This is a genomic window from Thermostichus sp. OS-CIW-30 (genome assembly GCF_054060215.1).
Map to the genome: position 1 here is coordinate 14,053 of NZ_JBSSCZ010000021.1, position 13,788 is coordinate 27,840.

At 61.1% G+C, this 13,788-nt stretch carries 9 protein-coding genes and 1 pseudogene; 3 read left to right on the top strand and 7 right to left on the bottom strand.

The features are described 5' to 3' along the window. Positions 1-82: 82 nt before the first annotated feature. Positions 83-3,400, top strand: coding sequence for an AAA family ATPase (locus ACVWZF_RS09875; RefSeq protein ID WP_011432737.1), 3,318 nt, complete (start codon positions 83-85; stop codon positions 3,398-3,400). Positions 3,401-3,405: 5 nt separating this feature from the next. Here the strand turns inward: ACVWZF_RS09875 and ACVWZF_RS09880 are convergent, their stop codons facing one another. The 6 genes and pseudogenes from ACVWZF_RS09880 to ACVWZF_RS09905 form a co-directional block, all read right to left on the bottom strand. After that, positions 3,406-3,798, bottom strand: coding sequence for a GerW family sporulation protein (locus tag ACVWZF_RS09880; RefSeq protein WP_011432738.1), 393 nt, complete (start codon positions 3,796-3,798; stop codon positions 3,406-3,408). A 98-nt stretch (positions 3,799-3,896) separates the two neighbouring features. Further along, positions 3,897-4,160 carry a DUF2973 domain-containing protein gene (locus tag ACVWZF_RS09885; RefSeq protein WP_011432739.1) on the bottom strand — a complete coding sequence of 88 codons (264 nt, stop codon included), beginning with the start codon at positions 4,158-4,160 and terminating at the stop codon, positions 3,897-3,899. After that, positions 4,160-4,471 (bottom strand): DUF2605 domain-containing protein, encoded by a 312-nt coding sequence (locus ACVWZF_RS09890; RefSeq protein WP_041436371.1) that lies wholly within the window; start codon positions 4,469-4,471, stop codon positions 4,160-4,162. Before ACVWZF_RS09890 ends, ACVWZF_RS09885 begins: the two co-directional genes overlap by 1 nt. A gap of 50 nt (positions 4,472-4,521) precedes the next feature. Further along, positions 4,522-6,006 (bottom strand): annotated as a pseudogene (locus tag ACVWZF_RS09895) (cobaltochelatase subunit CobN); the annotation flags it as partial. 47 nt (positions 6,007-6,053) lie between these two features. Next, on the bottom strand, positions 6,054-7,232 hold the full coding sequence (locus ACVWZF_RS09900) for a transaldolase (protein WP_011432742.1): 1,179 nt from the start codon (positions 7,230-7,232) through the stop codon (positions 6,054-6,056). A 290-nt stretch (positions 7,233-7,522) separates the two neighbouring features. Continuing rightward, on the bottom strand, positions 7,523-8,476 hold the full coding sequence (locus tag ACVWZF_RS09905; RefSeq protein ID WP_011432743.1) for an RluA family pseudouridine synthase: 954 nt from the start codon (positions 8,474-8,476) through the stop codon (positions 7,523-7,525). 337 nt (positions 8,477-8,813) lie between these two features. Between ACVWZF_RS09905 and ppsA the strand changes: the two genes are divergently transcribed. Beyond that, positions 8,814-11,279: a phosphoenolpyruvate synthase gene (gene ppsA, locus ACVWZF_RS09910; RefSeq protein WP_011432745.1), complete on the top strand. Its 2,466-nt coding sequence runs from the start codon at positions 8,814-8,816 to the stop codon at positions 11,277-11,279. Positions 11,280-11,360: 81 nt separating this feature from the next. Further along, a complete protein-coding gene (locus ACVWZF_RS09915) occupies positions 11,361-12,635 on the top strand; it encodes a dihydrolipoamide acetyltransferase family protein (RefSeq protein WP_457411355.1) in 1,275 nt (424 codons plus the stop codon). Between the two features lie 91 nt (positions 12,636-12,726). On the opposite strand, the gene lipA is transcribed toward ACVWZF_RS09915, so the two are convergent. After that, a complete protein-coding gene (gene lipA, locus ACVWZF_RS09920) occupies positions 12,727-13,614 on the bottom strand; it encodes a lipoyl synthase (RefSeq protein WP_457411356.1) in 888 nt (295 codons plus the stop codon). Between the last annotated feature and the right edge of the window lie 174 nt (positions 13,615-13,788).

Genomic DNA, 13,788 nt, shown 5'->3' on the forward strand with positions numbered 1-13,788 from the left:
GCTCCCCACCGCTGACGCGATACTCTGGATCAAATGGCTCAACCTCATTTTTTCCAGCAACCAGAGCCCCTCAGAGTTTTCTGTGATCCCGGTTCGCCTAACCTTGCACAATTTTCTCTGTTACGCTCACGCCGTTTTGGATCTGCGCGGGATCCACACCGCCTGTATCTGTGGCCCCAATGGGGCAGGCAAGTCCGCCCTGCTCGACGCCCTCACCTGGGGCCTCTGGGGGCAAAGCCGGGCCAGCAACGATAGCGATCTCATCCGCAAGGGGGCCAGCGAAGCCTGGGTAGAGGTGATCTACCGCTCGCGAGGACAAACCTACCGCATCCTGCGCAGCCGTCATCTATCGGGCGAGGGATCCCTGGAGTGGCAAATTCAAACCGGAGAAACCGACGGCCAACCTCGCTGGCGTAGCTTGACCCGCCGCGGCATGCGCGCCACCCAACAGGCCATTCAAAGTCAGCTCAGCCTCGACTACGAGACCTTTATTCACTCCGCCTATCTGCGACAAGGACAAGCGGATGCCTTCACTCTGAAGCGTCCCGGCGAGCGCAAGCAGATCTTGGCCGACATGCTCAAGTTGGGGCAGTACGATTTGCTGGCCGAGCGCTGTCGGGAACGGGCACGCAGCGCCAAGCTCAAAGCCGATCTGCTCCAAGAGCGCCTGCAGCAGCTTGACCAACAACAGGCCCACCTTGGCCAAATTCAAGCCGAGCTGGAGCGACTCCAACAACGGCAAACTCATCTGCAGCAGCTCCTAGCCCAGCAACAGCAGGAATTGCAAGCCCTAGAGCGCCTCTACGAACATCGCTGCATCCTGCAGGAGCGCCACCAACACCTTACCCAACACTTGCAAAAGCTCGGCACCAACCTACAGCACACCGAGCAACAGTGGCGTGCCCAGCGACAGCACCTGCTCCAGTTGGAAGAGCTGATCGCCCAGAGTGAAGACATCCTGGCGGGTTACGAACGCTACCAAGCCCTGATGGCCCAAGATCGCCATCTCCACCACCTCTTCGAGCAACAGCAGCATCTGCTCCAAGAACGCCAAAAGCTGCAAGCCCAGCAAGCAGAGCAGCAACAGCAGCAACTGCGCAAGATGCAACGGCTGCAACAGGAGTTGGCCACCTGCCAAGCCCAGGCCCAAGCCGATGCCCAATTGCTGGCAGAACAGGAGCGCATCGAAATCGGCCTGCGCCACTACCAGCAAGCTCAAGAGCGTCTCCAGGCCTTGAACCAAGCCCAAGCGCAAGCCGCCATCCTTCTCCAGCAGCAACAGCATTGGCAAGAGCAAATCCGCCGCGAGCGGGAACGTCTGCAAGCCCGCCTCCAGCTTCTCAGCCAGCAACTGCAAAGCCAGGAAACTCTAGCCCAGCAGCAGCAGCACCTGGAGCAGAAAATTGCCGAAGGAGAGGCCGCCCTGGCAGAGCTGGAGCGACGGCGTCTCTACCAGCAGCGGGTGTTGGAAAAAGTCCAAGAACGGCGGCTGTTCGTGCAAAAGCTCCAGGAACGCCAGCGGGTTCTCCAGCAACAGTGGCAACAGGAGGAAGAACGCTGCCGCCTGTTGGTGACCACCTGGGAGGAAGGTCAAGAGGTGTTTTCCGCTCAAAGTGCTCCGCGCAGCGAACGAGATCAGGTCACCCCCACTTTGGCGAGGGTGACAGCCCTTGTCGAGGAGACAGCCCTTGTCGAGGAGACAGCCGAACAAGAGAAGGGATCCCTGGCCCTATCTTCCGCCGGTCAACCTGCCGAGTCATCCCCCGCAACGCCAACACCAGAGCCGCAGGGATCCAGCCTTATGGCTCCGCAGCGCCGTCGCCACTGGACTTGCCCCCTCTGTAGCCGTCCCCTCAGCCTGCGCCTGCGGGATGTGGTGCTGAAAAAACACCGCGAGCGTCAAGAAGAAATTGCCGGCGAACTGTTTGTTATCCGCGAACAACTGGCGGTGGCCGACCGGGAGATTGAACTCTTGCAAGCAGAATACCGCCGTCTCAGCCAAGAACTGGCCACCTGGGATGAGCGCCTGCATCTGCAAGGGCGATTGCAACAGCAGTGGGAAGCCGAGCAGGAACGCCGCCGGCAAATCCAGCTCTGGCAAGCAGAAGCGGCAGAGTTGAGGGAAATCCTTGACCGGGAAGCTTACGCTCAAGAAGCTCGGCAACAGCTCCAGCAGATCCAGCAGGCCCTGCAACAACTGGGCTATGACGAGCGCGAGCACGCCTTACAACGAGGAGAACTGGAGCGCTGGCGCTGGGCACTGGGCCGCTCTCAGGAACTCCGCAAGGCCCAGGAGCGCCGCTCTCACCTATGGGAGCAAATCGCCTCCCTACAGGCACAACTGGAAACCCTGCAACAGGTGGGATCCAAGGACTCCGTCCCGCCAGTGGGATCGGATTCTCCCCTGGCGGAGCGGTTGGCTCAGGTGGAACAGGCGTTAAACCACCTGGGCTACGATGGATCCCTGCACCAGCAGGTGAAAGCCGAACTGGCCCAAGCGCAACTCTGGCCGGTGCGCCTGCAAGCCCTACAGGTGGCCCGCCAGGAACTGCCGGAGGTGGCAGCCCGCACCCAAGCCTTATCCCAACGCCTACAGGAAAGCCGCCAGCACTTTGCCCAGGCCACCCAAGAGTTGGAACGGCTTCAGCAACAACTGGCGGAGCATCCCGAGGTTTTGCCTGCTCAGCTGGAAGGGATCCGCCAAACCCTGCGGGAGCACCGCCGGCGGCTGGATGAGGTGCTGTCTCAGATAGGGGCCGCCCAACAACGGCTACAACAGGCGGTTCAACAGCAAGCGGAACAGGCCGAGCTGGAACAGCAACTGCAACAGGCCCGCCGCCAGCAGCAGGTGTACCAAGAGCTGGCCAATGCCTACGGCCGCAACGGCATCCCCGCCCTGATCGTCGAAAATGTCCTGCCCGAGCTGGAAGCCCAGGCCAACCAGATCCTGGCCCGCCTTACCCAACACCGCCTGCACCTGCAATTGGTTACCCAGCGCTCCGGGCGACGCTATTGCTCACCGGCCAAGCTGTCCTCCGTAGCGGGACGGAGTCCCTATGACACCCTCGACATTCTCATTGCCGATCCCCACGGCACCCGCCCCTACGAGACTTACTCCGGTGGAGAAGCCTTCCGCATCAACTTCGCCATTCGCCTGGCCTTGTCCCGCCTGCTCACCCAGCGCTCGGGATCCGACCTGCAAACCTTAATCATCGACGAGGGGTTTGGATCCCAGGATGCCACCGGACGCGCCCAACTGCTGGCTGCCATCAACGCCATCGCCCCGGACTTTGCCTGCATCTTGGTGATTACCCACATCCCCAGCCTGCAGGATGCTTTCCCCCACCGCATCGAGATACAGCCCTCTCCCCAGGGATCCCGCCTCTCCATTCGCGGCTAGTCCCTTCAGGAGTTGCCGGCACGATTTTGCAGCCACTGCTGCAACAGGGGCACCAGAGTCTCGCTGAGTTGGTTCCACTGGTCGGGCTTCTGGACGGTGGTCAGCAGCTCCACTCGCTCGCCTCGGATCACCAGAAAGCCAACTGGCTCGATGCGCACCCCACCCCCCGCTCCCCCGAACAGACTGGCCGGATCCCCGCCGTTGCCGCGACAGCCAGGAGCAGTCTTTCCAAAGTTACCCCCTCCCCCACCCAAGCCAAAATGCAAGGACATGTAAGGGACAATAATCGTCTCACCAATAGTGATCGGCTGACCAAAGGTTTGTCCCGTTTCCGCCAAAACCTTCAGCTTGCCGAGCACCGCCTCCAGCACCGATTCCACGTTGAAGTCGGATCCCATCTCCGTTGACTAGCCCACCAGACGCTCGGGCAAATGGCGCGCAGTACCTTCCCAGGCTAGTGCAGCCACGCCCAAGAGAGAAAGCCCAAGAAACTCCCCTAATCTTCGTCCGGCGAGCCGGAATAGAGATCTTCCAAACGGCTGCGAGCTTCTTCCAAGCTGGCCGAGCGAATCACCAGTAGAGGCTCCTCGGTGAGGTTGCCATCTTCATCCAGCAGCTCTGGGTGAGGGATCCGCTTGCGGGCACGACGAGGAGAGGCCTTGCGCTCTTCCACGCCCAACGTGATGACATTGGCAACCAAGTTGCGCAGGGCCAAAAAGGCAATGGCCACAAAAGCGATGAGGTAGAGAATCTGCAGCATTACAGGTCGGGGGAGGGGTGAATCTGGCGAAATTGACGGCCCAATTCGGCACATTTCATCAGCAGGCGATGCCATTTTGCCATCAGCCCAGGGTCGATGCCAACCTCTTGATCAGAGGCCTGATAAAGCGCTTTGGCTACCTGTAGCTCCGCCTGGGCAGCCAAAACCTCTTCCAGCAAGGACTGCTGCTCTTCTGGGCTGATCAATTCCAGGGTCTCTTCCTGCAAAAAGCGGCGAGAACGCTCAAACCAGTAGCGGTAGTCCTCCAACAGTGGCCCCAGAATCTCTCGCAACAGCTCAGATTTGCTCATGGCCTGGGATCCCTCCACAACTGGTTTGGATGAAAAAATCTTAGCAGAACTTAACCTTCTCTCGCCACGGGAGAGCGGGATTCCAGGTAGGCTTCCATCTCCAGCATCAGGGCTTCGATCTGAGGCAGCAATTCCAGGGCCTGCTCTTGCCAGTAGCCCCGCTGGTGGGCTTCCAGCAGCCGCTCGCTCATGTCCCGCAGCGCCCAGGGGTTGCGGGATCGCAGGAACTGCTGGACTTGGGGATCCAATAGGTAGGCGCGGGCCAGGCCGGCGTACATGAAATCCGGCACAGCATGGGTGGTGACGTCGTAGGCAAAGAGGTAGTCCAGGGTGGCGGCCATCTCGAAAGCGCCTTTGTAGCCGTGGCGCATCACGCCGGCAATCCACTTGGGGTTGATCACGCGGGCGCGATAGACGCGGTCAATTTCTTCGGCCAGGGTGCGGATCTTAGGGTTGTGGGGACGGGCGTGATCCCCGAAGTAAATCCGCGGGTTGCGGCCCTGGAGCGTTCGCACTGCCGCCACCATCCCCCCTTGAAACTGGTAGTAGTCATCGGAGTCCAGCAGGTCGTGCTCGCGGTTGTCTTGGTTGTGGAGCACAATTTGCAGGTGGGCCAATTGCCGCCGCAGGGCTTCGGGGGCCGGCTCTCCCTCGCCATCGGCCCGGTAGGCGTAGCTGCTCCAGTTGAGGTAGGCGCGGGCCAGATCCGCTTCTGTTTCCCAGTTTTGCGCCTCGATCAGCCCCTGTAGGCCGGCCCCGTAGGCCCCTGGCTTGGAACCGAAGATGCGCAGCCGCGCCCGCTCCGCCGCTGCTTGCGTTGGGATCCCTTGCTCCTGCCAGTACTGGGTATCGGCCAGCACGTGGGCCCGCAGGGGATTGTCGGCTTCTGGCTCCTCCAGGTCAGCCACGGCCTGCACGGCCCGGTCAAACAGGGCAATCAGATTGGGAAAGGCATCGCGAAAGAAGCCAGAAATGCGCAGGGTTACATCCACACGGGGGCGGCCCAAAACCGCTACAGGCAGGATCTCGATGTCCACCACCCGTCCTCCATCCCAGCGGGGTTTGACCCCCAAGAGCGCCAGGGCCTCGGCCCAATCGTCGCCGCCAGTTCTTAGAGTTGAAGTGCCCCAAACGGATAGGCCCAGGCGACGGGGATATTCCCCCTGCTCTTGCACGTAGCGCTCCACCAGCCGCTCGGCGGCCAGTGAGCCGACCTGCCAGGCGGTGGGGGTGGGGATGGCGCGAATATCCACCGAGTAAAAGTTGCGCCCCGTGGGCAACACGTCCACTCGGCCTCGGGTGGGGGCGCCGGAAGGGCCGCTGGGCACATAGCCGCCCCCTAGCCCATGCAGCAGGTTCTCCAGCTCCTGGGGGGTTTGCTGCAGGCGCGGCAGCAGATCCGTCTCGATCCAATACAGCACCTGCCTGGCTGCTGGCCCCGGCGGCGGATCGTAAGGGATCCCTTGCAGCCGCTGGGCAATCCACAGGCGGGCTTGTGCCTCCAGGGCGGCCACCCCGTCTCCGATGTGGCGAAAGTTCTCGCCCATAGACCTTGAGGTTTTCCCAGGCCGGCTGCCAGCGGCTAATTCTTCAGATAGACCGCCGCCCCTAGGCCGACCAACATTTCCTCAGGGGTAATTTTGCCATCTTGGTTGGTATCCAGGGCATCGAAAACGCGATCTGCCCCCATCCACTCCTCGCGGGTGATGAAGCCATCCCCATCCAGGTCGTAGAGGCGGAAGACATCCTGGGCGGCGTGGGTAATGGTTTCCTTGGCACCCTCCAGCTTCTGCAGCCGCTCGGTGAGCAGTTTTTCCAGCACCTCCAGCGCTTTGGAGAAGCCCTGGATCCCTTCTTCCAGCTTTTCTGAGGCCATGCGGTTTTCCCGGTGCATCTGGTCGAAGGTAGCTCGATCCATCACCAGGCGCGGGATGTCCATTTTCTTGGCTTTTTCCGGATCCAGTTTGCGCTCCAGGTAACCCTCGGTGTTTTGCAGCTCCGCCAGCAAGGCGGGCGAGATGGTCAGGAGATCACAGCCGGCCAACTCGATGATCTCCCCGATGTTGCGGAAGCTGGCCCCCATCACTTCCGTCGGAAAATCGTATTTGCGGAAGTAGTTGTAAATCTGGGTCACCGACTGCACCCCCGGATCTTCGGCAGGAGGGTAGCTCTCCCGGCCCGTGTGTTTCTTGTACCAATCCAAGATGCGGCCCACAAAGGGCGAGATCAGCTTCACCCCCGCTTCGGCGCAGGCGATGGCCTGGTGCAAGCCAAACAACAGGGTGAGGTTGCAATGGATCCCTTCTTTTTCCAGGATCTCGGCAGCTCGGATCCCTTCCCAAGTCGAGGCAATTTTAATCAGCACCCGCTTGGGATCCGCTCCTGCCGCCTTGTAGAGCTCGATCAAATGGCGGGCTTTGGCAACTGTGGCTTCTGTGTCGTAAGAGAGGCGGGCATCCACCTCCGTCGAGACCCGGCCAGGAATGATGGACAAAATGCGCACGCCAAAGGCCACGGCCAGTTGATCGATGGCGTGGGCCACCACGGTTTTGATGTCGGCTTTGGATCCCAGTTCTTGGCGGGCCTTGAGCAAGGTTTCATCGACAATGCCCTGGTACTGGGGCATTTGGGCAGCCGCTGTGATCAAAGAGGGATTGGTGGTGGCATCCTGCGGCTTAAAGCTCTCGATGGCGTTGATATCCCCCGTATCGGCGACCACGACAGTCATCTGTCGCAATTGCTCCAGCAAGCTCTTGCTCATGTTCGGCTCCTTGAGATTGCGCTACGCGCCGCTTCTGCGACCTAGTTTCAGTGTTACCCATCCCATTCAGGGATCCCGGTAGACATGAGATTGTCTTAATTCTCTTCTCTGGCCGGGTTCACCCCCACGGGTGTGGGGACAACTGGGCATACTCGTTTCAAACAAGATGAAGACCCTTCGCCGCTGACCCTCACCCCTTGTGGGCGAGGGGAGCTGGGGATCAACCAACCAGCTGTTCCACAGCCGTTTGCAATGACCAGGCAAAGCAAGGGGGAAACCCCAGAGGCTGCCTAGCCCGCCTGGCTGCGCAACTGCCGCAAGAGCCGCTCAAACTCCTCCGGCAGGGGAGCGGTAAACTGCAGCGGCTGGCCTGTGCGCGGCTGAACAAAGGAGAGCTTCCAGGCATGGAGAGCTTGGCCGCCCAGCTTAACAGGGCTGGTTTTGCTCTGGGTGTAGAGGGGATCCCCGACAATCGGCAGGCGCAAATGGGCAGCATGAACCCGAATTTGATGGGTGCGCCCCGTCTCCAGCTCAAACTGCATCAGGGTGTAGTTGCCCAGCCGCTCCAACACTTGCCAGTGGGTTACCGCCACTCGCCCTTGGCCAGGGGTCAGGACGGCCATCTTTTGCCGATCCACCGGGTGCCTCCCAATGGGGGCAGAGACGGTGCCCTGACTTTGAGCCGGACGACCGAACACCACCCCCAAATAGAGGCGCCGGGCAGTTTTGGCTTGAATTTGGGCTTGCAGATGCTGGTGGGCTTGATCGTGTTTGGCGATCACCAGCGCGCCGGTGGTGTCTTTGTCGAGGCGATGCACAATGCCCGGACGCTGTTCGCCGTTGATGCCCGACAGGCGGGGACAATGGGCCAGCAGCGCGTGAACCAGTGTGCCGCTGGCGTGGCCGGGGGCGGGGTGCACCACCAAACCGCGGGGCTTGTTGATCACAAGCAAATCGTCATCTTCGTAAAGAATGTCCAAGGGGATCGGCTCCGGCTGCAGGGCAGTCGGGGTGGCTGGCGGGATCCGCACCTCGACTTCATCCCCAGCTTGCAGGGGGCGATCCTTATCCCGGCAGGGCTGCCCATTGAGCCAAACCTGGCCCTGGCGGATAAGCTGCTGCAGGCGCGACCGCGACAGCTCCGGCAGTTGCTCTGCCAATCCTCGATCCAGCCGCAAGCCCTGCTGTTTTTCCGTCACCCTGATCTGGCGAATGTCTGCTGCAGCCTCCTTGTGGCCCTCCATGCCGTTGTTGCCCAAATTGCCTTCTTTGACCATTGTGGCAGCCCGGCTACTTTTGCACTGAGTAAAAAAGGTCGAAGATTTGCAGCAACTTCCGCAGGCAGGTGGTGGGGGGATCTGCCTTGTCTCATCGCCTTCTAAGCCTTCTTGGGGGGATCCCTGGGCAATTTTAAGGGGCAGAAAATCCTGACTAGAGTGAGGCTATGGCCCACCAAGAATGAGTTGGGCCGAGTGTTGGCATAGGAGAGCCGGGAGCGATCCCAAGCCGACAACACAGCACACCCCAGCAATTGGCGTTGGCTCAATGGATCGCTCAATGGATCTAAGAAGGAGGTAAGGCATGTCGGATGGAGCAACCAGGGGATCCCAGCTTCAGCAACCCTCTCAACCCCAGCTTGGCTCAGAGCCGCCTTTGGTCTTGCCCCTGACGGAGGTGGGGCTGCGGGACGTTGCCCAGGTGGGCGGGAAAAACGCCTCCTTGGGAGAAATGCTGCAGCAGCTCACCTCAAAGGGGATCCAGGTGCCGACAGGATTTGCCACCACCGCCCATGCGTATCGCCAGTTCATCGCCTCTGCGGGCCTAGAGGAGAAGTTGCAGGAGATTTTCAAAGACTTAGACATTGAGAATGTCCAAAATTTGCGCGAGCGGGGCAAGGCTGCCCGCACCTTGATCTTGCAAACTCCCTTCCCCCCTCAGCTAGAGCAGGCCATCGCCGAAGCCTACCAAAAGCTGTGCGAGCGCTACGGCCCCGACACCGATGTGGCGGTGCGCTCCAGTGCCACGGCAGAAGACTTGCCGGATGCCAGCTTTGCCGGCCAGCAGGAGACCTACCTGAACGTGCGTGGAGTGCGGGCGGTGCTCAACGCCTGCCACCACTGTTTTGCCAGCCTGTTTACCGACCGGGCCATTTCCTACCGCCAAATCAAGGGCTTTGACCATTTTCAAGTAGCCCTCTCGGTGGGGGTGCAGAAGATGGTGCGCTCGGATCTGGCTTGCTCGGGGGTGATGTTCTCCATCGACCCAGAAACCGGCTTTAAAGATGCGGTGCTGATCACCGCCGCCTACGGCCTGGGGGAAAACGTGGTGCAAGGGATCGTCAACCCCGATGAGTACGTGGTCTTCAAACCCACCCTCAAGCAGGGACTGCGCCCCATCCTCTCCCGCAAGCTGGGCAGCAAGGCCCTGAAGCTGGTCTACGACGAGGGGGGATCCCGTTCCACCAAAAACGTGGCTGTCCCCGAAAGCCTGCGCAAGCAATATGCCCTCAGGGATGAGGAAATCCTCAAATTGGCCCAGTGGGCCTGCTTGATCGAGGAGCACTACTCGGCACAGCGGGGCCGCTTCACCCCCATGGACATCGAGTGGGCCAAAGATGGGATCACCGGCGAGCTGTTTATCGTCCAGGCCCGCCCCGAAACAGTGCAGTCGCAAAAAGGGGCCAACCAGCTGACCACCTATCGCTTCACCCAGCCTGGGGCGCAGCCCGAGCCTCTGGTGCGGGGACGGGCCGTAGGCGAGGCCATTGGCCAGGGCACAGCCCGCGTCATTTTGGATGTGCGCCGCTCGGATCAGTTTCAGGCCGGCGAGGTGCTGGTGACCGAGAAGACGGATCCCGACTGGGAGCCCATCATGAAGAAAGCCAGCGCCATCGTCACCAACCAGGGGGGCAGAACTTGCCATGCGGCCATCATCGCCCGCGAGCTGGGGATCCCGGCCATTGTTGGCTGCGGCAACGCCACGCAGGTGCTCCGTTCCGGCGATCCCATCACCGTCTCCTGCGCTGAAGGGGAAGAAGGGCGGGTCTACCCGGGCCTGTTGCCCTATGAGGTGACGGAGATCCCGCTGGAGGAGCTGCCCCGTCCCCGCACCCAGCTGATGATGAATGTGGGCAACCCAGAAAAAGCCTTCGGCCTCAGCGGGATCCCTTGCGATGGCGTGGGGCTGGCGCGGCTAGAGTTCATCATTGCCAACCACATTCAGGTCCACCCGCTGGCTTTGCTCAACTATGAGCAGGCGGTGAAAGAGGAGCCGCGCCTGGCAGAGCTCACCGCCCAGTATGCCGACAAGCCGGAGTACTTTGTGGACAAGCTGGCCCAGGGGGTGGCCACCATTGCTGCCGCCTTTTACCCCAAGCCGGTGATCGTGCGGCTGTCGGATTTCAAGAGCAACGAGTATGCCCACCTGTTGGGGGGATCCCGCTACGAACCCCACGAGGAAAACCCCATGATTGGCTGGCGGGGGGCCTCCCGCTACACGGATCCCCGCTACCGTGAGGGCTTTGCCTTGGAGTGTCGGGCCATGAAACGGGTGCGGGATGAGATGGGCCTGACCAACGTCATCTTGATGATCCCCTTCTGCCGCACGCCGGAAGAGGGGCACAAGGTGCTGGAGGAGATGGCCCGCCATGGCCTGGTGCGGGGAGAAAACGGCCTGCAGGTGTACGTGATGTGCGAATTGCCCAGCAATGTTATCCTGGCCGACGAGTTCTGCCAGATCTTCGACGGCTTCTCCATCGGCTCCAACGACCTCACCCAGCTCACTCTGGGCCTGGATCGCGACTCAGCCCTGGTGGCCCACCTTTTTGACGAGCGCCACGAGGCCGTCAGGCGGATGATCGCCCAGGTAATCCAGACGGTGAAAAGCCATGGCCGCAAGATCGGCATCTGCGGGCAGGCCCCCAGCGACTACCCCGACTTCGCCCGCTTCCTGGTGCAAGCAGGGATCGATTCCATCAGCCTCAACCCCGATTCCCTGTTGAAAACCCTGCTGGTGGTGGCCGAAGCAGAAGCGGCTGGCGCCCGGTGAGCCCAAAGCCGGCCCAGGGACGTGCGCGGGGATCCCGTCTCCTGGGTTACAATCTCTTCTGCTGTGTTCCCATCCCCATCGATGATCCACGAACTCTCCATGCCGGCCCTCAGCTCCACCATGGAAACGGGCAAGATCGTCACCTGGCTGAAAAACCCCGGCGACCGCGTGGAGAAAGGAGAAAACATCCTGGTGGTGGAGTCCGACAAAGCGGACATGGACGTGGAGTCCTTCCACAGCGGCATCCTGGCCAGTATCCTGGTGCCGGCAGGGGAATCAGCCCCGGTGGGCGCCCCCATTGCCCTGATTGCCGAAAGCGAAGCGGAAGTGGCCCAAGCTCAGGAAAAAGCCAAAGCCCTCGCTGCTGGCGTTACCCCTGCGGCTCCACCTAGCGCAGACCGCGCCTCTGCAGCTCAGCCGACAAGTCCTGCCCCTGCGGCAACCCCCACCTCTACACTGCCAAATGGATCGGATGGCGCCGGATCCCAGCGGATCGTGGCTTCCCCGCGGGCGAAAAAATTGGCGGAAAGCCTGGGGATCGATCTGCGCACCGTGCGCGGCTCCGGCCCCAACGGTCGCATCATAGCCGAAGACGTGGAGCGAGCTGCGGCCCTTTCCGCTCCTGCAGTGGCTGCCCCCTCTGCTCCAGCCCCCGCGCCTCCAACTCCTGTAGCTGTCCCCTTGGGAGAAACGGTTCCCCTCAGCACTTTACAAGCGGCGGTGGTGCGCAACATGAACGCCAGCCTTGGCGTGCCGGTGTTCCACGTGGGCTACACCATCACCACCGATAGCCTGGATCACCTCTACCAACAGGTGAAGCCCAAAGGAGTCACCCTGACGGCCCTCTTGGTCAAAGCCGTGGCCATGACCCTGGAGAAGCACCCCCTTCTGAATGCCAGCTACACAGAAAACGGCATCCATTACAAATCGGATATCAACATCGCCGTGGCCGTGGCCATGGAGGATGGCGGGCTGATCACCCCTGTCCTAAAGCAAGCCAATCGGATTGATCTCTACGAGATCTCCCGCCGTTGGAAGGATCTGGTGGAGCGGGCGCGGCGCAAGCAACTGCAGCCGGAAGAGTACAATAGCGGCACCTTTACCCTCTCCAACCTGGGCATGTTCGGGGTGGATCGCTTCGATGCCATTTTGCCCCCCAACCAGGGATCCATTTTGGCCATCGGCGCTTCTCGCCCCACGGTGGTGGCGACGCCGGAAAAAGCCATTGCCATCCGTTCCCAAATGCAGGTGAACCTCACCTGCGATCACCGTGTCATCTACGGCGCCCATGCAGCGGCCTTCCTGCAAGATCTGGCGCAGCTCATAGAGCACAAGGTGGGATCCCTGACGTTGTAGCCGCCCTGAAACCCGGCCTTGAGCCAATCTCAGAGTAGGGTTCTTCTCTCGCGCAACCCACAAGGTCGGGCAGCCGGCGAGGCCCCAGCGCTCAGGAGCTCCTCCTGGGAAAGCGCTGCATCAACTCTTGCACAGCCTCGGCATGGTAGGAGCTGCGGGTTAGGGGCGAAGACACCACCTGCAAAAAGCCCAGTTCCTCTCCCACCCGTCGCCAATGGTCGAACTCTTCGGGGGGAACGTAGCGCTCCACCGGCAAGTGCTTGGGGCTGGGAGCCAGATACTGGCCCAAGGTGAGAATGTCACACCCTGCCCGGCGCAGATCCCGCATCACCTGCAAGATCTCCTCGGCAGTTTCTCCCAGGCCCAACATCACCCCTGACTTGGTGTACAGGCCGGGATCCCATTGCCGTGCCAACTCCAACAGTTTGAGGGAGCGCTCGTAGTTCCCTTGCGGGCGTACACGGCGATAGAGGCGGGGCACCGTTTCGGTATTGTGGTTGAGCACCGTCGGTCGGGCGGCCAAGATCTGCTGCAGCGCCTGCCAGTTACCGCACAGATCTGGGATCAAGACCTCGATGGTCGTCTGGGGCATGCGGCGGCGGATTTCGGCAATGCAGGCCACAAACTGGCCGGCTCCCCCATCGGGCAGGTCGTCCCGATTCACCGACGTAATCACCGCATGGCGCAACCCCAAGCGTTCCACTGCTTCTGCCACCCGCAGGGGTTCAGTGGCATCCAGGGGCAGAGGGCGTTTGGTGAAGTCGATATCGCAGTAGGGGCAGGCGCGGGTACAGGCCGGGCCCATGATCAAAAAGGTGGCGGTGCCGTTGGCAAAACACTCCCCCAGGTTGGGACAGGAAGCCTCTTCGCAAACCGTGTTCAGGCCCAAGTCCCGCAGCAGTTGTTTGACGGATCCCACCCGTTGAGGGGCCTTGGCCCGCAGCCAGGAGGGTTTGCTACCAGAAGAAACAACGGTCAAAGAAGTGCTCCAACACAAAACAGCAGCGACGGTATCACTCAGCTTAGCCTGCCATTTGGCCCCGTTGGAATTTGGACAAAGCCAATTTCCCGGCCCAATTGATCCCTAGCGCCTCGGAAGCAAGACCCAAAACACGGCATACTGGAAAGCAAATGTCGAGCGATAGGGATCCCA